At 38.1% G+C, this 22,014-nt stretch carries 18 protein-coding genes and 1 tRNA gene; all 19 read right to left on the minus strand.

The annotated features are described in order from the left end of the window. Positions 1–168 precede the first annotated feature (168 nt). Positions 169–243 (minus strand) — tRNA-Glu (locus tag CLOCL_RS13475). 256 nt (positions 244–499) lie between these two features. Continuing rightward, positions 500–3,142: a pyruvate, phosphate dikinase gene (gene ppdK / locus CLOCL_RS13480; RefSeq protein ID WP_014255859.1), complete on the minus strand. Its 2,643-nt coding sequence runs from the start codon at positions 3,140–3,142 to the stop codon at positions 500–502. A gap of 501 nt (positions 3,143–3,643) precedes the next feature. Beyond that, positions 3,644–5,032, minus strand: coding sequence for a glycine--tRNA ligase (locus CLOCL_RS13485; protein WP_014255860.1), 1,389 nt, complete (start codon positions 5,030–5,032; stop codon positions 3,644–3,646). Between the two features lie 49 nt (positions 5,033–5,081). Then, entirely contained in the window at positions 5,082–6,296 is a 1,215-nt protein-coding gene (gene coaBC, locus CLOCL_RS13490) for a bifunctional phosphopantothenoylcysteine decarboxylase/phosphopantothenate--cysteine ligase CoaBC (RefSeq protein WP_027621722.1), read from the minus strand. Between the two features lie 367 nt (positions 6,297–6,663). Continuing rightward, a complete protein-coding gene (gene rpoZ, locus CLOCL_RS13495) occupies positions 6,664–6,897 on the minus strand; it encodes a DNA-directed RNA polymerase subunit omega (RefSeq protein ID WP_014255862.1) in 234 nt (77 codons plus the stop codon). Positions 6,898–6,933: 36 nt separating this feature from the next. Then, positions 6,934–7,542, minus strand: coding sequence for a guanylate kinase (gene gmk / locus CLOCL_RS13500; protein ID WP_014255863.1), 609 nt, complete (start codon positions 7,540–7,542; stop codon positions 6,934–6,936). Between the two features lie 11 nt (positions 7,543–7,553). Then, positions 7,554–7,832 (minus strand): extracellular matrix/biofilm regulator RemA, encoded by a 279-nt coding sequence (gene remA / locus CLOCL_RS13505; protein ID WP_014255864.1) that lies wholly within the window; start codon positions 7,830–7,832, stop codon positions 7,554–7,556. A 19-nt stretch (positions 7,833–7,851) separates the two neighbouring features. Next, complete coding sequence (locus tag CLOCL_RS13510; protein ID WP_014255865.1) at positions 7,852–8,730, minus strand: YicC/YloC family endoribonuclease; 879 nt, start codon at positions 8,728–8,730, stop codon at positions 7,852–7,854. 339 nt (positions 8,731–9,069) lie between these two features. Then, complete coding sequence (locus CLOCL_RS13515; protein ID WP_014255866.1) at positions 9,070–9,321, minus strand: hypothetical protein; 252 nt, start codon at positions 9,319–9,321, stop codon at positions 9,070–9,072. A gap of 53 nt (positions 9,322–9,374) precedes the next feature. Further along, positions 9,375–11,099 carry an RICIN domain-containing protein gene (locus CLOCL_RS13520; RefSeq protein ID WP_014255867.1) on the minus strand — a complete coding sequence of 575 codons (1,725 nt, stop codon included), beginning with the start codon at positions 11,097–11,099 and terminating at the stop codon, positions 9,375–9,377. A gap of 477 nt (positions 11,100–11,576) precedes the next feature. Continuing rightward, on the minus strand, positions 11,577–11,948 hold the full coding sequence (locus tag CLOCL_RS13525; protein WP_014255868.1) for a response regulator: 372 nt from the start codon (positions 11,946–11,948) through the stop codon (positions 11,577–11,579). Further along, complete coding sequence (locus CLOCL_RS13530) at positions 11,948–12,691, minus strand: 16S rRNA (uracil(1498)-N(3))-methyltransferase (protein ID WP_014255869.1); 744 nt, start codon at positions 12,689–12,691, stop codon at positions 11,948–11,950. The genes CLOCL_RS13525 and CLOCL_RS13530 overlap by 1 nt, the downstream gene beginning before the upstream one ends. Next, complete coding sequence (gene prmA, locus CLOCL_RS13535) at positions 12,673–13,620, minus strand: 50S ribosomal protein L11 methyltransferase (protein WP_014255870.1); 948 nt, start codon at positions 13,618–13,620, stop codon at positions 12,673–12,675. Before prmA ends, CLOCL_RS13530 begins: the two co-directional genes overlap by 19 nt. 19 nt (positions 13,621–13,639) lie before the next feature. Next, on the minus strand, positions 13,640–14,791 hold the full coding sequence (gene dnaJ / locus CLOCL_RS13540) for a molecular chaperone DnaJ (protein ID WP_014255871.1): 1,152 nt from the start codon (positions 14,789–14,791) through the stop codon (positions 13,640–13,642). 136 nt (positions 14,792–14,927) lie between these two features. After that, the gene (dnaK, locus tag CLOCL_RS13545) at positions 14,928–16,766 is read right to left on the minus strand and encodes a molecular chaperone DnaK (protein WP_014255872.1); all 1,839 of its coding nucleotides are present in this window, start codon (positions 16,764–16,766) and stop codon (positions 14,928–14,930) included. A 152-nt stretch (positions 16,767–16,918) separates the two neighbouring features. Next, positions 16,919–17,575 carry a nucleotide exchange factor GrpE gene (gene grpE / locus CLOCL_RS13550; RefSeq protein WP_014255873.1) on the minus strand — a complete coding sequence of 219 codons (657 nt, stop codon included), beginning with the start codon at positions 17,573–17,575 and terminating at the stop codon, positions 16,919–16,921. Beyond that, the gene (hrcA, locus tag CLOCL_RS13555) at positions 17,559–18,680 is read right to left on the minus strand and encodes a heat-inducible transcriptional repressor HrcA (RefSeq protein WP_052306598.1); all 1,122 of its coding nucleotides are present in this window, start codon (positions 18,678–18,680) and stop codon (positions 17,559–17,561) included. The genes grpE and hrcA overlap by 17 nt, the downstream gene beginning before the upstream one ends. Before the next feature lie 198 nt (positions 18,681–18,878). Beyond that, on the minus strand, positions 18,879–20,015 hold the full coding sequence (gene hemW, locus CLOCL_RS13560) for a radical SAM family heme chaperone HemW (protein ID WP_014255875.1): 1,137 nt from the start codon (positions 20,013–20,015) through the stop codon (positions 18,879–18,881). 14 nt (positions 20,016–20,029) lie between these two features. Then, positions 20,030–21,841 carry a translation elongation factor 4 gene (gene lepA, locus CLOCL_RS13565; protein WP_014255876.1) on the minus strand — a complete coding sequence of 604 codons (1,812 nt, stop codon included), beginning with the start codon at positions 21,839–21,841 and terminating at the stop codon, positions 20,030–20,032. Positions 21,842–22,014: the final 173 nt, after the last annotated feature.

Raw genomic sequence — 22,014 nt, forward strand, 5'->3', positions numbered from 1 at the left:
TTCCGTATAAATTTTTATTATTAGTACCGTTAACCTTATCTCAATTCCATTGGAAAGTACAGATGGGGAGATTTAACCCGAAAGATATTCAAAGTAAGAGAGACTTAGAAAGCAAAATACAATAAAAAACCCGATAATGTTTACATTATCGGGCAAATACTTAAAATATGGTGACCCCTAGGGGATTCGAACCCCTGTTACCGCCGTGAGAGGGCGGTGTCTTAACCGCTTGACCAAGGGGCCAAACATATAATTAAAATTTAATAAAAATTATTTTAATCTCTCTGAAGCATTTTGTCAAACTTTATAAACTTAAGTTTACACGTCTTTTTTCATGCAATCATCTTCTTTCTTCGTATTGTTTGAAGATTTAATGTTTTCCTTCAAATAGTTCTTTTATACTTATTAAAAAAAGCAAGGTAGTTTGTTCACCTTGCTTTTCTAGTAACAAATATTTATCTTTCCCAATTTTTATGTTCGAATGTTTCAATGAATGAAACTACTTCTGTCCTAAATCCCCTTCTTTTCTTACAGCCGCTTGTGCTGCAGCAAGCCTTGCTATCGGAACACGGAACGGCGAACAGGATACATAATCCAATCCAACTTTATGGCAGAACTCTACAGAAGATGGATCTCCACCGTGTTCTCCGCATATACCGAGTTTTATATCAGGTCTTGTCTGTCTTCCAAGTTTCGCAGCCATTTCAACAAGTTTGCCCACTCCGGTCTGGTCAAGTTTTGCAAACGGGTCGAATTCATATATCTTCTTATTGTAATACTCTTCCAAAAACTTTCCTGCGTCATCACGGCTGAAACCGAAAGTCATTTGAGTAAGGTCATTGGTACCGAAGGAGAAAAATTCCGCTTCTTTTGCTATTTCATCCGCTGTAAGCGCAGCTCTCGGAATTTCAATCATGGTTCCTACTTTGTAATCTAACTTAACTCCAGCCTTTTCGATAATTTCATTTGCAGTCTTTACAACTACATCTTTAACATATTTTAATTCTTTAACATCCCCAACCAATGGAATCATTATTTCCGGTGTCACATTCATACCCTGTTTGTTCACATTAATAGCTGCTTCAATAACAGCCCTTGTCTGCATTTCTGCAATTTCAGGATATGTAACTGCAAGACGGCATCCTCTGTGTCCTAACATAGGATTGAATTCATGCAGTTCTTCAACAATTCCCTTTAACTCTTCAAAAGTGATTCCCATTTCTTCGGCAAGCTTTGCAATATCTTCATCTTCCTGTGGAAGGAATTCATGAAGCGGAGGGTCTAAAAATCTTATAGTCACAGGATGTCCTTTCATTTCTTTGAACAATCCTTCAAAGTCTGCTCTCTGCATTGGCAGCAATTTGTCGAGGGCTTTCCTTCTTTGTTCTTCAGTTCTTGCCACAATCATCTCTCTCATTGCCGGAATCCTGTCGGCATCAAAGAACATATGCTCAGTACGGCAAAGTCCTATTCCTTCTGCTCCGAATTTTGCAGCCTGTGCAGCGTCAGCCGGTGTATCGGCATTTGTTCTAACCTTTAATGTCCTCAATTCATCTGCCCAACTCATTAAGGTTGCAAAATTTCCTGTCATTTCAGGTTCTACTGTGGGCAAACGTTCACCGTAAACATTACCTGTAGAACCATCAAGGGAAATCCAATCTCCCTCAACGTATTTTTTGCCATTCTTATCGATAAAGTATTTTTCTTCCTCATTTATTTTTATTTCACCGCAACCTGCAACACAGCATGTTCCCATACCTCTTGCAACAACCGCAGCGTGGGAGGTCATACCACCGCGTCCTGTAAGTATTCCCTTTGAAACATGCATTCCTTCAATATCTTCAGGAGATGTTTCAAGTCTTACAAGTACAATATTTTTTTCTCCGTTCTTGTATGCATTTACGGCATCTTCCGCATCAAAATAAATCTTACCGGTAGCGGCTCCCGGGGATGCAGGCAATCCTTTTGCAATAGGCACAGCTGCTTTTAAAGCATTCGGTTCGAAATTAGGGTGAAGCAAAGCATCGAGCTGTTTCGGGTCAACCTTCATGATAGCTTCTTCCTTTGTAATCATTCCCTCAGCAACAAGGTCAACTGCTATTTTCAATGCAGCAGCCGCAGTTCTCTTTCCGTTTCTGGTTTGCAGCATAAACAGTTTACCTCTTTCAATGGTAAACTCCATATCCTGCATATCTCTATAGTGTTTCTCAAGTTTTTCGGCAATTTCCACAAACTGATTGTACACTTCAGGATTTATATCTTTGAGAGAATCTATGGATTGTGGAGTCCTGATACCGGCAACAACATCTTCCCCCTGAGCATTCATAAGGAATTCGCCATACAATTTCTTTTCACCGGTTGAAGGGTTTCTGGTAAATGCAACACCTGTTCCCGAGTCATTTCCCATATTTCCGTAAACCATTTCCTGTACGTTAACAGCAGTACCCCAGTCACCAGGTATGTCATTCAGCCTTCTATATACTACTGCTCTAGGATTGTCCCATGAACGGAAAACAGCCTTGACTGCTTCCATTAATTGAACTTTTGGATCCTGAGGGAAATCAAATCCTTTTTCTTTTTTGAAGAGCTCTTTATATCTTCTAACAACTTCCTTTAAATTATCGGCTGTCAGGTCGGTATCATGCACTGCTCCATTTTCCTCTTTAACAGCATCAAGTATCTTCTCAAATTTGGATTTTTCAACTTCCATTACTACGTCACTAAACATCTGAATAAATCTTCTGTAACTGTCATAGGCAAACCTCTCGTTATTGGTAAGCTTTGCCAATCCTTCCACTACAACATCATTCAGCCCCAAATTTAAAATTGTATCCATCATACCGGGCATTGATGCTCTTGCTCCTGACCTGACCGATACCAATAAAGGATTGTTGGGATCGCCGAATTTTTTACCCACAATTTCTTCTGTAACTTTCAATTTTTCATAAATTTCATCCTCAATTTCTTTTGCAATGACTTTGCCATCTTGATAGTACCTGGTACAGGCTTCTGTAGTAACTGTAAAACCTCTTGGAACAGGAAGGCCCAATCCCGTCATTTCAGCCAAATTGGCTCCTTTGCCGCCAAGCAAGTTTCTCATTGAAGCGTTTCCTTCACTAAAAAGATAAACGTATTTTGCCATTAAAAACCCTCCCATTTGCTTTTATGTATCTCTCATATGCTACATATTTCTTAAAAATATTTTTTATGCATTTTTTAAGAAATTATGCGCATATGTCAATGAGCCCAAATTTCCGATACAAAATACGAATCTGAAACCAACATGTATTGCAAATTGCGCATATTTTATATATTTTCTCATTTATAACATGGATAATATCGGGAACTGCATTTTCTGACCATAACAATTATATCATAAATTATAACACACTTAGTAATTATAACATACTTAAGAATATTTTCATTACTTTTTTATTAATTTCCCAATTTTTTATGTTTAGCAGCCTATATTAATTTTCTCCAAAAATAGAAATAAATATTCTTGCTTATCCATCCTCCGACTTTTTTCTGTTTGGCTTAAGCATCATTAATTTTTATAAAATTACCCATGGTATTTTTTATCTATATAAAAATATATATTATAAAAAAATGAGTTTTCCTTTTTGGAAAACCCATTTTTTTATTAAAACTCAAATTTACCTTCAAAGTATTTATCCAATTCTTCAATTTTAACCCTAACCTGCTGCATGCTGTCCCTGTCTCTTATTGTCACACTCTTGTCTTCCAGTGAATCAAAATCAAAAGTTATGCAGTACGGAGTACCGATTTCATCCTGTCTTCTGTACCTCTTTCCTATGCTTCCGGTTTCATCGTATTCACATACATACTTTTTGGTAAGAGCCTCATATATCTTGTAAGCTTCATCGCCCAATTTCTTTGAAAGCGGAAGTACAGCTATCTTAACCGGTGCAAGTGCCGGGTGGAAATGAAGTACAACTCTTACATCTCCCTCTCCAACCTCTTCTTCATCGTAGGCATCGCAAAGGAATGCCAGGGTCACTCTGTCAGCACCTAAAGACGGTTCAACACAGTAAGGAATATATTTCTGATTAGTAACGGGATCAAAATACATTAAATCATCTTTCGAATGTTCCATATGCTGCTTCAAATCGAAATCTGTTCTGTCGGCAATACCCCATAATTCGCCCCAACCAAAGGGGAATTTATACTCTATGTCTGTGGTTGCATTACTATAGTGCGAAAGCTCTTCTTTCTCATGATCACGCATTCTCAGGTTATCCTTGTTAATTCCAAGGTTTATTAACCAATTATAACAAAAATCCTTCCAGTATTGGAACCATTCCAAATCTGTACCCGGTTCACAGAAAAATTCCAATTCCATCTGTTCAAATTCACGGGTTCTGAAAGTAAAATTGCCCGGAGTAATTTCATTTCTAAAGGATTTACCTATCTGTCCTATGCCGAAGGGTATCTTCTTTCTGGTGGTTCTTTGTACATTTTTAAAGTTTACAAATATACCCTGTGCCGTTTCAGGTCTTAAGAATATCTCAGCTTTTGAATCCTCGGTAACTCCCTGATAGGTTTTGAACATAAGATTGAATTTTCTAATATCAGTAAAGTTGGTAGAACCGCAGTTAGGGCATTTTACTCCCTTTTCTTTTATATATGTAATGAGCTGTTCATTGGACCATCCGTCAACTTTTACATTCACGTTGTTTTCCTTGTTCCAGTCCTCAATCATCTTGTCAGCTCTATGACGTACCTTACAATCTTTACAGTCAATCAAAGGATCACTGAATCCTCCGACATGCCCCGATGCCACCCAAACCTGCGGATTCATCAATATGGCACAGTCAACTCCGACATTATACGGATTCTCCTGGACAAATTTCTTCCACCATGCCTTCTTTACATTGTTTTTAAGTTCCACACCCAAAGGGCCGTAATCCCAAGTATTTGCCAGACCTCCATATATCTCAGAGCCGGGATATACGAAACCTCTATTTTTCGCCAGTGCGACTATCTTGTCCATAGTCTTTTCAAATTCCATCAAAAAAGCCTCCTTAACAATATCAATAATATATATTTTTAACATACAATTATTTATTGTCAACACCATTTTTGCCAATTAACTTTATAACTTCGTCCAAAATTCTGTCTCCTGCCTCCAGCTTGCTCATTAAGGGAAAATCGACTATCTCTCCGTCTTTTTTTATAATTTTTATTATATTTGTATCGGTACCGAATCCTGCACCTTCCTGTGTAACATCATTGGCAATTATCATATCCAGGTTCTTTGAAGCCAGCTTTTCACAGGCATTATTCACAAGCTTGTCGGTTTCAGCGCTAAAACCTACCAATATTCTGTTTCCTTTTACTTTTCCAAGTTCTTTTGCAATATCAGGATTCTTAACCAGTTCTATGGTCAACTTTTCATCCTTCTTTTTTATCTTTTTTTCAGCAATTTGTGCACATTTGTAATCGGCAACCGCTGCAACCATTATCAATATATCAAAATCAGCATAGCTTTTCATAACTTCATTATACATTTCGTCAGCGGTTTTGACATATACAACCTCCACACCATAGGGAGGACTTATATTAACCGGTCCCGATACAATTTTGACTTTTGCACCTCTTTTTTGAGCTTGTGCCGCTATGGCATAGCCCATTTTTCCCGAAGAGCGATTGGTAATATATCTGACAGGGTCTATGGGTTCCTGAGTAGGACCTGCCGTTATCAGAACCTTTAAATCCCTAAAATCATCTTTTTCACAAAGCAGTTTGCATATCTTCTCAACAATCGCCTGAGGCTCCGGCAATCGCCCTTTTCCTTCGGTTCCGCATGCCATAAGTCCTGTTTCCGGTTCTAAAAATATATATCCTCGTTCGGAAAGCTTTTTTATATTTTCCTGAACTATAGGATTTTCATACATATTAGTATTCATTGCAGGCACAAAAACAACCGGTGCTTTTGTAGCCATTATTGTCGTTGTCAGCATATCATCGGCAATACCGTTTGCAACCTTCCCGATTATATTGGCAGTTGCTGGGGCAACAACAATAATATCAGCCTTCATGGCAAGAGACACATGTTGTATATCCCATTTAGCCGGTTCGCTAAACATATCAGTAATCACAGGGTTGTGCGAAATTGACCTGAAGGTCAAAGGAGTAACAAATTTAGCTGCATTTTCAGTCATAATTACATTTACATCAGCATGAAGCTTATGCAATCTGCTTACAACCTCAACCACCTTATACGCAGCTATGCCTCCGCTAACACCGACAACAACTGTCTTACCTTTTAACATAAAAACCTCTCCACTAAATTTTATCATCCCGAGGGAAATCTGTACAACATACAGAATAAAATTATAATCTGCCTCGAGTTTTCTATACATATAATACAAAAAACCATTCAAAATATATATTCATTTATATTATTTAGTAAAAACAAAAAAGAATTCATGCAATTTCAACATTTTCACAAATTTGGCAATAAAATTATGGAGTCATTAACACTCCATATCAGAATCAAATATTGTAAAGTAATCATTCCATTAGGAATCTAAACATCCTCATCTTAAAATTTATTGTTAAAAAACAAAGCTTTAAGTGATAATATTTCACCTGACTCCAAACGTAAAAGCCGCAAAATTTAAATCCAAAACCATTCTTTTATTTGATTCCGCTCTTTGTCCTTATATACGTAATCTTATTCTCATCAATTTCATTAATTGCAACAGTCACCGGCTTATCAGATTGGCAATCTGTAAGCTTATGAGCACCATCGGTAAGCTGTCTTGCTCTTTTAGCTGTAGCTACCACCAAAGTATATCTGCTATCCACTTTTTCGAGTAACGAACTGATACCGGGCTCAATCATTGACTGTTTACTCTTATTGTCTTTCATGAGTTCTCTACCTCCAATTTAGAATTTATATTACAATCAAGATATTCCGATTGTTTTAAGTATATCTCTGTTTCTGCTGAACTTAAGTTTCTCCGAAGCAAGTATGTAGCGAATACTGTCAACTGCCTTTTCAATATCATCGTTTACAACAACATAATCATATCTGTCAACATAGTTCATTTCTTTTAAAGCTTTTTCCATTCTTTTCTCTATAACTTCAGGTTTTTCAGTCCCTCTGCTCTCTATCCTTCTTCTCAATTCTTCGAAGGATGGAGGCAAAATAAATATAGATACACAATCAGGGTATATCTTCTTGATATTCAAAGCACCCTCAACTTCAATTTCCAACAGACAATCATACCCTGATTTTATAGTATCCGCAACATACTTTTTAGGTGTACCGTAATAATTGTCACAATACTTAACCCACTCTATAAGTTCTCCATTCTCTATCATTGCTTCAAACTCTTCGGTAGTTTTAAAGAAGTAATTAACCCCATCCACTTCACCGCTTCTGGGCTCTCTGGTAGTTGCAGAAACTGAAAACTTAATCCTGTTCTCTTTCTGCCTTATGCAGCTAAGAACAGTTCCCTTGCCGGTGCCCGACGGTCCTGACACAACAACTAATAGTCCCTCACGGAACATTACAGTTCCCCCTATTCTTCTATTATATCCTCTTCTTCTACGGAAACATCAGTATCCTTACTGTTCAATCTATGGGCAACCGTCTCAGGTTGAACCGCAGACAATATAATGTGATCGCTGTCTGTAATTATTACAGCTCTGGTTCTTCTTCCATATGTGGCATCAACAAGCATTCCGCGTTCTCTTGCTTCCTGAATAATTCTTTTTATTGGTGCTGACTCAGGACTGACAATAGCAACTAATCTGTTGGCCGATACAATATTTCCAAAACCTATGTTTATTAACTTCATTGATTATTCCTCCTAATACTTATTCAATATTTTGAACTTGTTCTCTTATTTTCTCTAATTCACTCTTAATTTCAACTACTAATTTTGATATACTTAAATCATTGGCTTTGGAACCAATGGTATTTATTTCTCTATTCATTTCCTGAATTAGAAAATCAAGTTTTCTTCCGACGGACTGTCCGGTCTGTAAAGTCTCACGCAACTGATTTATATGGCTTTTGAGTCTTACCAGTTCTTCATCAATACTACATCTGTCCGCAAATATCGCTACTTCTGTTGCCAGTCGGTTTTCATCGACAACCTGCTGGTCCAAAATCTCCTTTATTCTGTTCTCCAGTCTGCATTTATATTCTTTTACCACTTCAGGTGCTCTTATTTCAATATCCTTTACAATACTCTCAATATAATCAGTTTTCTCCAAAATACTGTTTTTTAAACCTTCACCTTCAATTTGCCGCATGCAGACTAAAGATTCAATGGCGGTATTTAACGCTTCACCTAAAACCTTCCATATTTTTTCCTCGTCCTGCTCCACTTTTTCTACTTTCAGCACATCAGGAAATTTAGCAATAAGAGAAACAGATATATCATCCTGAAGATCATATTTATCTCTTAACTGCTGCACTGCACTTATATAAGTCTTTGCAAGTCCTTCATCAATAAGTATGCTTTTTGAATCTTCGCTGAAATCTTCAAAACTGATGAAAACATCAACTTTCCCTCTTGATATCGACTTGCTTATTGCTTCTCTTACCTTATCCTCCAGAAAAGCTATCTGTCTTGGTATTTTTATATAAATATCACTGTATCTGTGATTTACAGTTTTTATTTCCACAAGGCACTCCATTCCATCTGCCTGTGACTTGCCCCTTCCGAATCCGGTCATACTTTTTATCATAACTAATTCATCCTCTTTATATTTTATATGAAATCATTTTATATATAGTCCTATCACAATAGTTCTATTCCAAACTATATGTATTATAACATAATTATCGAGAATTTGAAGGTATATTCTTAATATTTTTATATTTTTTCATGTTTTCTCCTATTTTCTTAGTTAAAATACATTTTACACAGGTGTTTATTTTTCAATTTATACATCAACCCTTATCTACATAATACACTAAAAAATTTTTAAAGTGCAATATAACTTAATTTTCCTCTTAAATAAAGAACGGCCGCACAAATTTTGCAGCCGTTCTATTCATGCTATTTTAATATTTACCTACTCCAACTAATCTTTCTTTACCGGTGACGGTACAGGATTAACATACAGCTTGATTATATCGCCGGTACGCAAATCTTTACTTATCTTCATCTCACCGTTTTCATCGTACTCAATATAAACAATAAGCGGATCTTGAAAAACAGCAATAACTTTCTTATGTTCTTCATCCAAAAAATATACACTTCTCCATATGCCAAACCCGCCTTCAAAGTCCGGAGCACCGGCAATTTCATTAAATGCTTTAATAATATCCTGCAAGTTATCCTTTTTCTATAACGATTTTTTTACATTTCTTCCAAAATCAGGAGTTTTTAATCGTTTGATTTAATTCCAAGCAGGATACTTTTTAATAGAGCAAAATCAATGGAATTCACATCTCCATTGCCGTCAATATCGGCTCCTGCATATCCGACATTAGGGTCGGCGGTAGGAAATTTATTTATCATCCCCAGCAAATACATTTTCACATATCCATAATCAATGGAATTTACTTCTCCGTCGCCGTTAACATCTCCCTTTAAAACAGTATAATGGGGGGGAGTAGGTGTATTAACTGGTGTAGGTGTCGGTGTGTCATTAACAGGTACCAACATCCACTGCTGATTGGAGCCGTCAACATCAGACCATTGCTGTATTACTCCTCCGTCCTCGGTGGACCACTTGTATACATCAAGAATCTTTCCGCTGCTGCGGCTCTTTAGCTTGTAATAGCCTCCACCGGCATCTATAAGCTGCCACTGCTGGTTGTAGCCTCCATTGCTGTACCATTGTATAATAGCAGCACCATCGGATTTGGAATCGTCCTTAATATCCAGAACATAGCCGCTTGATACACTAACTATTTTTTTGTATCCGCTTCCCATATCAACCAGATACCACTTCTGACTTTCACTTCCATTGTCAGTCCATTGCACCAGTTGGGAAGCACGGGTTCCATCTCTTGCATCCAGAACTTTACCACTGTTTCTGTTTACTATTTTATACTTTGTTGTATCTGTAATAGGCTCGGTAATGGTACCTTCCGCTGCATTAATTTTTATACTGCTATAATATGGCAATTCAAGAACGGTGTCCGACCTGAATATCAAAGGAAGCCATACATATTGGGAGTCATTTACCTTTCCTCCCCATGCTCCGGCCCATCTGTCTCCCATATACAGATATGAGGTTCCTTTCGTACCCTGTACAGGTATAATAAATGTGGGCTGTGACTTGTATGTGGTGGAATCCCCTAAATTATACAGTTCCGACCAACCGCTGGCCAAATCCCTGGAATAGGCGTATTTAGCCTGATTGGGATCCCATCCTGTACACCCCGAAGTTATTAGATAGTAATAACCGTTTCTCTTTATAAGGCATGGTGCTTCTCTCTGTTTACCTACAAACAACTTGGCTTTCAGTGATGCTATACCTTTATAGTCAGGAGTCAGTTCATAAAGGTGCAGATCCATGTTTTCGTTGGAAGCAGAAATAAAATATCCTTTACCGTCGGTATCGACAAAAACATTGCAATCCCTTGACATGTATCCGGGGCGGTCATGGTCTATAACCCCTGATGATGCAAAAGGTCTGAAACTTCCCAAATATGTATATTTCCCGTCGGGAGTCTTGCAATAAGCTACAGCAGCCCTTGCTTCACCGTAATGAACACCGTTCTCCCAATGCATCCACATGACAAACTCTTTTGTAGAAGCATTGTACATAACCTTGGGCCTTTCAACATTGCAACTGGCCAGTTCCGGTGCAGAACTTGGAGACAATACCTCACCTCTGTATTCCCAGTTTATAAGATCAGCAGATCTGTAGCATCTTACCCCTAAAAACTTGTTTGAATTATCCCGGTACTCTCCATACCAATAGTAATATCCCCCATACTGAATCATACCGCCGCCATGAGCATGAATAACGTTGCCCGATGTGTCTTTAAACTGCGTTCCGTTTATTATTATTCCATCAGCTGCTGATGCCGGCAAAGACATATTAATGGCAGCAATTACTAAAACCGCCAGCGAAAACAAAATAAAGACCTTTTTCATAAAAAAACACCCCCATATATATCAAAAAATTTCCATACCGGTTTGCACCAAACCTGAAAATTAATATTGAACCTTTCTACGTACACAGTTCAATTTTATATTCTAAAGCTTTAAAACATATTATATTGTCGGGAAACTCAATTGTGATGCAAAGCTTTTACCCAGCTTCGACTGTATTTAAAGAATTGTTATATATTGATATCCGGAGACTATTGAATAGTAATCCATATTTAAAACCTATATAATCGATATATAAAGCAAAATTTATCGATAATGTATCCCTATTTAAAAGTATAGACTATGAATCAAAAAATTACAACATGCTTCTTAATTGCCACAAATTGTTATAAAACCTGGTCCGGTACACTCCAAAAAATAAAAGCCCTTTTGAAAAATATCAAGGACTTTTTTAATGCTTATATTGAACTAAAATATGCTTACATTGAAGTCACTAAGTATTATTCCGAAATGAATTTCTCAATTGCCCGTTACATTCTTTATGGCTTGCAAAACCCTATCTTTTTCAAAAGGCTTTACCACAAAATCCTTGGCACCAAGTTTTATTGCCTCAATAACCATTGACTGCTGCCCCATTGCCGAAACCATAATTATTTTGGTCTGGGGACTGACCTTTAAAACGTCTTCAATAGCCTTTATTCCGTCTAAATCAGGCATAGTAATATCCAAAGTCATTACATCTGGTTTATAAATCTTAGCCAAATCGATTGCATCATAGCCGTTAGAACCCTCGCCCACTACTTTATAGCCTTCAACTTCCTCAATCATCTTTTTCAGCAGTGTGCGCATGAAAACTGCATCGTCTACAACACAAAAAGTAAGTCTTCGCATCAGCCAACATCTCCCACTTCATACATCAATATTGATAAAACGGCAATACCGGCAGTTTCAGTTCTTAATATTCTAGGCCCTAATGTAACGGGATTAATTCCAAAACTTATAGCCTCTTCTATCTCCTGCTCGGTAAATCCGCCTTCCGGTCCAATAAAAACAGAGATATCTTTCATATGACCATTGGATTTCAGAATCTGCTTTAATGATTTTTTTGATTCTTTTTCATACGGTATTATTGACAAAGACCCATTTTTTATCTGTTTTATCGCTTCTTTAAAGCTTATGGGAAGTTCTACTTCAGGTATGATGCCCCTATTACTTTGTTTAGCCGCTTCTTGCGAAATACGGTTCCACCTTTCCCATTTTTTTTGGGCATCCTTTTGATTATCTATTTTCACCACGGTCCTTTCGGTTAGAACCGGAACTACTTTACTTATCCCCAACTCAACGCTTTTCTGAATTATAAAATCCATCTTGTCCGATTTGGGCAAACCTTGATACAAAGTTACTTTAACGGGCGGCTCTGTTGCATTTTTATAAGACTCGACAATCTTAGTATGTACAAAGCCGTCGCCAAAGGCTTCAATCCTTGCCGCATACTCATTTCCGACACCGTCACTTAAGGTAATGATCTCTCCGCACTTAAGCCTCAGTACTTTTTTAATGTGATTGTAATCATCACCTTTTATATTTATATTATCGTCAAAAATGTCTTCAGAGTTTATAAAGAATCTAGGCATTTAAATACAATCGCCACCCATTCTCCAAGTTCTTCAATCTGTATACTTCTAAAACCCAGCTTTGCATATGTTTCCAGCACTTCATCTTTTCTTTCCCGGATAATTCCAGAAGTGATAAAAATACCGTCCTGCTTCAGATAGGATGAAATTTTGTCCGATATATCAATTATAACATTTGCAATGATATTCGCAACAATAATGTCAAATTTTTCTCCTTTTTTTAAGTTGTCAATAACTCCTTTAATAACCGTAACCTTATCACTCACACTGTTAATTTCGGAGTTTTCCCTGGCAACCTTTACTGCCACCTCGTCAATGTCTACTGCCGTCACAGATTTTGCACCCAATTTTGCGGCAATTATTGAAAGTATGCCGGTACCGCAACCCAAATCCAATACAGTATCACTGGATTTAAGATGCTTTTCCAGCAATACAGCACACATTTTTGTGGTTTCATGGGTTCCGGTTCCGAAAGCCATACCCGGGTCCATCTCAATTATAATTTCATCGTTCTTTTGTCGGTAGTCTTCCCACGAAGGTTTAATAACAAGTTTGTCAGTTAAATTAAAAGGCTTGTAATATTTCTTCCAGGAAGTACTCCAATCTTCTTCATTCACCTGGGAAATTCCTATAAATCCTTCACCAATCTCAAGAAATTGACCGATAAACTTAAGTTTTTCCTTAATTAATTCGGTAAGTTCGGGAATGTTTGTCTCTTCGGGAAAATACGCCTTTATTGTGACTCCATCCCCCAATGTACTTAAAAATTCATCATCGGCATAATCCAACGTATCGGGCTTTGAAAGTTCGCTTATAATATCGTTAGGGTCTTCAATAGCCACTCCTCCCGCTCCTATGTTTGTAAGCATATCCGTCACAGCATCGTATGCTTCGCCTGTTGTTTTTATCTTTATTTCATACCAAATCATAAAGTCCTCCTCTGTTCTTCTACATTCCTAAAGCATCCTTCATCTTATCAAAGAAGCTTTTCCTCTGCTCATGTACTTCATCGCCGCTCAACTCTGCAAATTCTCTTAAAATAGCTTTTTGCTTCTCATTAAGTTTCTTCGGTACTTCAACATGCACTTTGAAGTACTGGTCACCACGTCCACTTCCCCTGATGAAAGGTATTCCTTTGTTCTTAAGCTTGAAAATCGAACCTGTTTGAGTACCTTCCGGTATTTGATATTTTACCTTGCCTTCCAGGGTAGGAACTTCCAGCTCTGCTCCCAATGCAGCTTGCACAAAAGTTATGGGTATTTCGCAAATAATATCATTACCCTTTCTTTCAAAAATAGCATGGGGTTTTACCTTCACATTAATAAACAAATCACCGGATGGACCACCTTTTAAGCCAGGTTCTCCTCCTCCGCCCAGTCTTATTGTCTGTCCGTCATTAATTCCCGCAGGTATTTCTACTTTAATTTTATTTTGATTCCTGACTCTTCCTTTGCCATTACACTTGTCACAAGGATCAGTTATAACCTTGCCTTCTCCATGACACACATCACAGGTCTTTATATTTACAAACTGACCGAAAGGAGTTCTCTGCTTATACTGAATCTGCCCGGTTCCATTACAATGCTGACATGTTACAGGACTTGTACCGGGCTTCGATCCTGAACCTTGGCACTTGTCACAAATTTCCATGCGGTGAATCGAAATTTCCTTTTCGACTCCAAAGGCCGCCTCTTCAAAACTAATTTCCACAGAAGTTTTCAAATCGGCACCCTTTTGTGGACCTCGACGTGTTCTGGATGAGGTTCTTCCTCCAAAACCTCCAAAAAATGTCTCAAAAATATCTCCAAAATCGCCAAAGTCAAAGTCAGAAAATCCGCCGAAGCCGCTAAAGCCTCCTCCAAATCCGCCCTGTTCAAAAGCGGAATGGCCAAATTGATCATACTGCGCTCTCTTTTGAGGATCGCTTAAAACTTCATAAGCTTCATTTATCTCTTTAAATTTAGCTTCAGCTTCCTTATTCCCCGGATTAATATCGGGATGATATTGCTTTGCCAATTTTCTGTAGGCCTTTTTTATCTCAGCATCGGATGCATTTTTGCTAACACCAAGGACTTCATAGTAGTCCCTCTTACTTGACATCCAACCAACTCCTCTAAACCAAAAGTTTTATACGAATAAAAAAAATTATATCATATAGCATAAAGCAATAGCAAATCTCTTAAAAAAAGCCAAAGCCATATACAATGACTTTGGCCTTTTATAAATATATGAAATATTATTTGTCGTCGTCAACCACTTTGTAATCGGCATCATAGACGTTTTCCTGTCCACCGGCATATTCGCTCTGCTGTCCTCCGCCCATATTCGGACCTGCGGCACCGGGATTCTGCTGATAGATCTTTGCCGATACCTCATAAAAGGCTTTGCTCAAATCCTCTGTCGCTTTCTTAATAGCTTCTGTATCGGTACCCTTTAATGCTTCTTTTACTTTGTTTATTTCAGCTTCAATCTTTTGCTTGTCTTCGCCGGATATCTTATCTCCAAGGTCTTTCAAAGTCTTTTCAGACTGGAATACCATGGAATCGGCATTATTTCTGATTTCAACCGCTTCTTTTCTGGCTTTGTCCTCAGCCTCATATCTTTGTGCTTCCTTAACAGCTCTATCAATTTCTTCCTCTGTCAAGTTTGTGGAAGCAGTAATGGTAATCTTCTGCTCTTTGCCTGTACCCAAATCCTTTGCGGAAACATGTACAATACCGTTGGCATCTATATCAAAGGTAACTTCAATTTGAGGAACTCCTCTTGGTGCCGGTGGAATACCGTCAAGATTAAACTCACCCAACAGCTTGTTGTCGGCAGCCATCTGTCTTTCTCCCTGGAATACCCTTACCGTAACGGCAGTCTGTCCGTCGGCAGCCGTTGAGAAAATCTGACTCTTCTTTGCAGGAATGGTTGTATTTCTTTCAATCAATTTTGTAAATACTCCTCCAAGGGTTTCAATACCAAGAGAAAGAGGAGTTACGTCAAGGAGAAGCAAGTCTTTTACTTCACCGGTAAGAACTCCTGCCTGTATTGCAGCACCGATTGCAACACATTCATCAGGGTTTATACCTTTGAAAGGTTCTTTATTGAAAAATTTCCTTACAGCTTCCTGAACAGCCGGTATTCTTGTGGAACCGCCTACCAAAAGGATCTTATCTATATCATTGGGACTAAGACCTGCATCTTCCATTGCACGTCTTGTTGGTTCCATAGTCTTTTCCACAAGATCGGCAGTCAATTCCTCAAACTTTGCTCTTGTAAGTGTCATATCAAGATGTTTCGGTCCAGTAGCGTCAGCTGTTATAAACGGCAAATTAATATTGGTTGTTGTAACACCGGAAAGCTCAATCTTGGCTTTCTCTGCAGCTTCTTTAAGTCTCTGCATAGCCATTTTGTCAGCTTTTAAATCTATACCATTTTCTTTCTTAAAGGTATCTACCAAATAATCTATTATCCTTTGGTCGAAATCGTCACCGCCAAGTCTGTTGTTACCGCTTGTTGCCAAAACTTCAAAAACTCCGTCGCCAATTTCCAGGATTGATACGTCAAAGGTACCTCCACCAAGGTCAAATACAAGGATTTTTTGGTCAGTTTCCTTATCAAGACCGTAAGCCAAAGCTGCAGCCGTAGGCTCGTTTATAATCCTTAACACCTCAAGTCCCGCAATCTTACCGGCATCCTTGGTAGCCTGTCTCTGTGAGTCACTGAAGTATGCAGGAACAGTTATAACAGCCTGAGTAACTTTTTCACCCAAATAACTTTCCGCATCAGCTTTAATCTTTTGAAGAATCATAGCTGAAATTTCCTGAGGTGTGTATGATTTATCATCAATTATTACTTTTCTGTCTGTACCCATATCTCTCTTTATAGAGATAATTGTTCTTTCAGGATTGGTAATAGCCTGCCTTTTGGCAACTTGACCTACCAGCCTTTCACCTGTCTTAGAAAATGCTACAACCGATGGTGTTGTTCTGCTGCCTTCAGAATTTGCTATTACAACAGGTTCTCCACCTTCCATTACCGCTACGCATGAGTTCGTAGTACCCAAGTCTATACCGATAACTTTTCCCATAATAAAAGCCTCCTTCTATAGAATAAATTTATCGTTAAGTGCTCGATGAATTTCACAAAAAAATAAATAACATTTTTTAGATTAAATGGCTATTTTTTAAAGTTATTATTCCCTCATAAGATACTTTATATTGACAATGAGATTTTTGAAACTTAATTTGCCACTTTAACCATACTGTATCTTATAACCTTATCCTTATAAATATATCCCTTTTGGAATTCCTCTACCACTACATTGCTTCCATAATTTTCATCATCTATATGAGAAACTGCGTTATGCAAATTAGGATCAAACTCATTACCTACTGCCTGGATAACTTCAACATCCAATTTTTTTAACACATCCTGTATCTGGCGGTAAACCAGTTCAATGCCTTCTTTAAGCGAATCGGCATTAGCAGTGTTATTTGCAGCCTCCAGTGCCCTTTCGATATTGTCAATTACCGGCAGGAAAGCAGCCACTATATCACTTGTTGCATCCAAATACAGGGCTTCCTTTTCCCTGGCAGTTCTCTTCTTGTAGTTATCAAACTCAGCTGCCGTCCTCTGAAGCCTTTCAAAATATTCTTCACACTTTTTCGTTTTTTCTTCCAACTCTGCTTTTATTTTCTCCAGCTCATCGCAAGATGATGTCTCACTTGATTGCTCCGACTCACAAGTATTTTCAGCACTAGTTTCTGTATCGGTTTCAGCTTCATTATCAGCATTTCTTACTTTGCTTGTTTCATTATCGTTTTCAAGGTCTTTAGCCAAGTTTTCTTCATTTAAATCCTGCTCCAACTCTTTTGATAGGTTATCCTTTTTCTCCATTTGAATCTTTTAGCCCTCCTTTGGTTATATTACTGTCGCTGGTAAGTTCTTTATAATTAGTATCAAAACCAATTATCTTAGCAATCTCTTCATTTATCTTTTTCCTGACATAATTCAATGCTGCAAGCACCCTCGCATATTCCATCCTCATAGGCCCAATTATTCCAATAGTCCCCACAACCACTCTACCTAGACTGTAGGTGGCTGTAATTACACTGCAATCCCACATTTCCTCAATTACATTTTCTCTGCCTATTCGTATGCTCACTCCATCTGCATTGGTTTCTCTCATGTTTTTGAGAAGCAAAATCAGTACGTTCTTGGTATCTATCATATTTAAAAACTCTCTGGCTTTGCCTATATCCTTAAATTCAGGATGATTCAATATATTTGCCGTACCTTCAAGGTATACTTCAGCCTGGTCAATCTGGTTTATGCATTCGGTTACCCCGTTTAGAACAGGCATTAACACCTCCTGGGGTGAACCTATTAAAATCTCTATTTCCCTGATAACTTCAATATTTATCTTTTCTAATGTAAGACCGCATAACTTCTCATTAATAATATTGGAAACCCTTATTAAAAAATCCGGTGAGACAGTTTCAGGAATCTTAATCAAAGTATTTTTAACAATTCCCGCATTGGTAACTACAACCACCAATGCACTGCCCTTTTCTATAGGAACAACTTGTACAGCCTTCAATACACTTTTCTTGCTCTCAGGAAGCGATGCCATAGAAGTATATTTCGTGAAACGGGATATAGTTGCCGATGCCTTCCTCAAGAGCTGACTTAGTTCATTAATCTTGGTTTCCATTTCACTTTTCATAGCATTTATCTCATCAACTGTAAGCTCACATGTTTTCATGAGCTGATCGACATAAAACCTGTACCCTTTGTCGGAAGGTATTCTTCCCGCTGATGTATGCGGCTGTATCAGATACCCCATTTCTTCCAGATCCGACATTTCGTTTCTAATGGTGGCAGAACTCAAACCCAGTTCATGTCTTTTTGAAACTGACCTTGAGCCTATAGGTTCTGCTGTGCTGATGTAATCGTCGATAATAGCATGTAGAATCATCTTCTTCCTATCGTCCAAAAACATCATTTCTCTCTCCCTTTGTTAGCACTCTAATCGGTTGAGTGCTAATTCTATTCTAAAAATACCACCGTAGTTTTCTTTTGTCAAGATATTTTTATGGATATTATTTGCTTTTGAACAGCTGCATTATTCGCCTCTTCTCAGTATTCTCATGCTGTCCTTTTTAATTGTACTTTATGTTAAAAAAATTATGCAAAAAGCTTAAATAAATTCCATGAATACCTGATTTGCAAAATCAAGACCCAATGAACTTAAAGCGATTCTTCCGTCTTTTACCGTCAGCAGGTTCTTTTCCACCATTCTGTCAATTTGGTGGCCATATACCTTATGGATTTCTTCATTGAATCTTCTTCTGAAATCCTCCATACGCACTCCGTCAATAAGCCTCAACCCCAGAATCATAAACTCGGCCATTCTTTCCTTCTCATTAATAAACTCAAAGTTTTCCGAAACCGCTTTGCCTTCCTTTATATCGTTTATATAACCTTCCAGGTCATATTTATTGTTAAATCGGGCAGATTCAAAAAAAGAATGGGCACCCGTACCAAAACCTATATATTCTTCAGCTTGCCAATAAATCAGATTGTGACGGCATGTAAAACCCGGCTTGGCAAAATTGGATATTTCATAATGCCTATACCCTTTTTTCAAAAGATAGTCTTTACAGAAACTATACATTTCCCGGTCAATATCATCCTCTAAAGGTACAAGTTCTCCCCTTTCAAGCATATTTCCGAACACTGTTCCTTCTTCAATCTTTAGGCTGTAGCACGACAAATGCTCCGGTTCCAAAGCCGTTACCATTTCCAAAGTGTAACGCCAATCCTCAACAGTTTGACCGGGAATTCCGAAAATCAAATCCACATTAATATTGTCAAAACCAATCTTTCTTGCCGCTTTAAAATTCTGTTCAAACTCCTCGGATGTATGAATTCTGCCCAATCTTTTAAGTATGGTATCCTGCCACGCCTGCAGTCCTATACTTATCCGGTTTATACCTATGTCTTTGTAGGTTTTAAGCTTTTCCACCGTTAATGTTCCGGGATTTGCCTCAATACTGATCTCTGCCTCTTTATCTATACAGAATTCTTTATATATTAAATGCATAACTTCATATATATATTGTGCATCAACCGACGAAGGTGTTCCTCCCCCGATAAAAACCGATTTTATATTAAATCCTTTAAGCTTTTCAGAATATAAAGCAATTTCCTTTTTTAAAGCACTAAAATATGCAGGGACAAATTCATCCCTGCATGCAAAAGAATTAAAGTCGCAGTAATAGCACTTTGTTTTGCAAAAAGGTATGTGTATATATATACCTATGTTACCGTTCATACTAAAGCACATCCTTAAGTATCCAGTTTGAGAACACTCATGAAGGCTTCCTGCGGAACTTCCACACTTCCCACCTGACGCATTCTCTTCTTTCCTTCCTTTTGCTTTTCCAAAAGCTTTTTCTTTCTCGTTATATCTCCACCGTAACATTTTGCCAGAACATCTTTCCGGTATGCCTTTACCGTTTCTCTGGCAATTATTTTGCCTCCGATACACGCCTGGATTGGAATTTCAAACTGCTGTCTCGGAATAGTCTCCTTAAGCTTTTCAGCAATCCTTCTTCCCCGGGCATAAGCTTTATCCTTGTGAACAATAAAGGAAAGCGCATCCACTACTTCTCCATTTAAAAGTATGTCAAGCTTTACAAGATCGGATTTCCTGTATCCCAAAAGCTCATAGTCTAAGGAAGCATATCCCTTTGTCCTTGACTTTAAAGCATCGAAAAAGTCATATATTATTTCGTTTAACGGTATTTCATAGGTCAGCATTACTCTGTTTTCGTCAATATAGGTCATATCCTTGTATATTCCGCGGCGTTCCTGAGAAAGTTCCATAATATTTCCGACAAATTCAGTGGGAGACATTATGGTAGCCTTTACAATGGGTTCTTCCATGTAGTCAATTTCCGTTGGCGGCGGTAAATTTGTAGGATTATCTATATGCATTTCCTCTCCGTCTTTTTTTACCACCTTGTAAATAACACTGGGGGCAGTGGTTACAAGGTCAAAATCGTATTCCCTCTCAAGGCGCTCCTGAATAATTTCCATATGAAGAAGTCCCAAAAAGCCACATCGGAATCCGAATCCCAAAGCAACGGAAGACTCCGGTTCAAAAGTAAGAGAAGCATCATTCAATTGCAGTTTTTCCAGCGCATCCCTTAAATCACCATATTTGGAGCCGTCGGCAGGATAAATACCGCAAAACACCATTGGATTAACCTTTTTATAACCCGGTAGAGGTTCTTTGGCCGGATTGGTTGCCAAAGTTACAGTATCTCCAACCCTTGTATCCTTAACATTCTTTATACTGGCGGCAATGTATCCCACTTCACCGGCTTTGAGCTCATTACAGGGGGACAGGGATCCCGGTCTGAAATATCCTACCTCAGTAACCACAAAATCCTTTTGAGTGTACATCATTCGGATCTGGTCACCAACTTTTACAGTTCCCTCTTTAACCCTTATGTATACAATAACACCCTTATAACTGTCATAGTAGGAATCGAATATCAGAGCGCGCAAAGGTGCGTCCTCATCCCCTTTTGGACAAGGTATTACCTGTACCACCTTTTCCAAAACATCTTTTATATTAATCCCGTTTTTCGCTGAAATCAGCGGTGCATCGCCGGCATCAAGCCCTATGACATCCTCAATTTCTTTCTTTACCACATCAGGCTGAGCACTTGGCAAATCAATTTTATTAATTACAGGCAATATTTCAAGATCATGTTCAATAGCAAGATATACATTGGCCAAAGTTTGTGCCTCTATCCCCTGGGCAGCATCTACCACAAGTATTGCACCCTCACAGGCAGCAAGACTGCGTGATACTTCATAATTGAAATCCACATGCCCCGGGGTATCTATGAGATTTAAGATATATTCTTCCCCATCTTCAGCCTTGTAAACCATTCTAACAGCCTGGGACTTGATGGTTATACCGCGTTCACGCTCAATGTCCATATTGTCGAGAATCTGGTCTTCCATCTCACGTTTTGTAAGAACTCCTGTCTCCTCAATCAGCCTATCGGCCAATGTAGACTTTCCGTGGTCTATATGCGCAATTATACAAAAATTTCTGATTTTCTTTTGCCTTTCACTTGCCATTAATTCATCCTCCAATAAAAATTAAAAAATTGCCTTAATTTTCTCCAATCTATATTTAAAAAATTATATACCACAAACCATTTTGCATTTCTTCTGAAAATTCAATCGAATAAAATCTAGTATTTGCTTCCGTCGCGGACATCAATTCATGGATAATCACAAAATATTGCGTA

The organism is Acetivibrio clariflavus DSM 19732, assembly GCF_000237085.1.
Taxonomy (GTDB): domain Bacteria; phylum Bacillota; class Clostridia; order Acetivibrionales; family Acetivibrionaceae; genus Acetivibrio; species Acetivibrio clariflavus.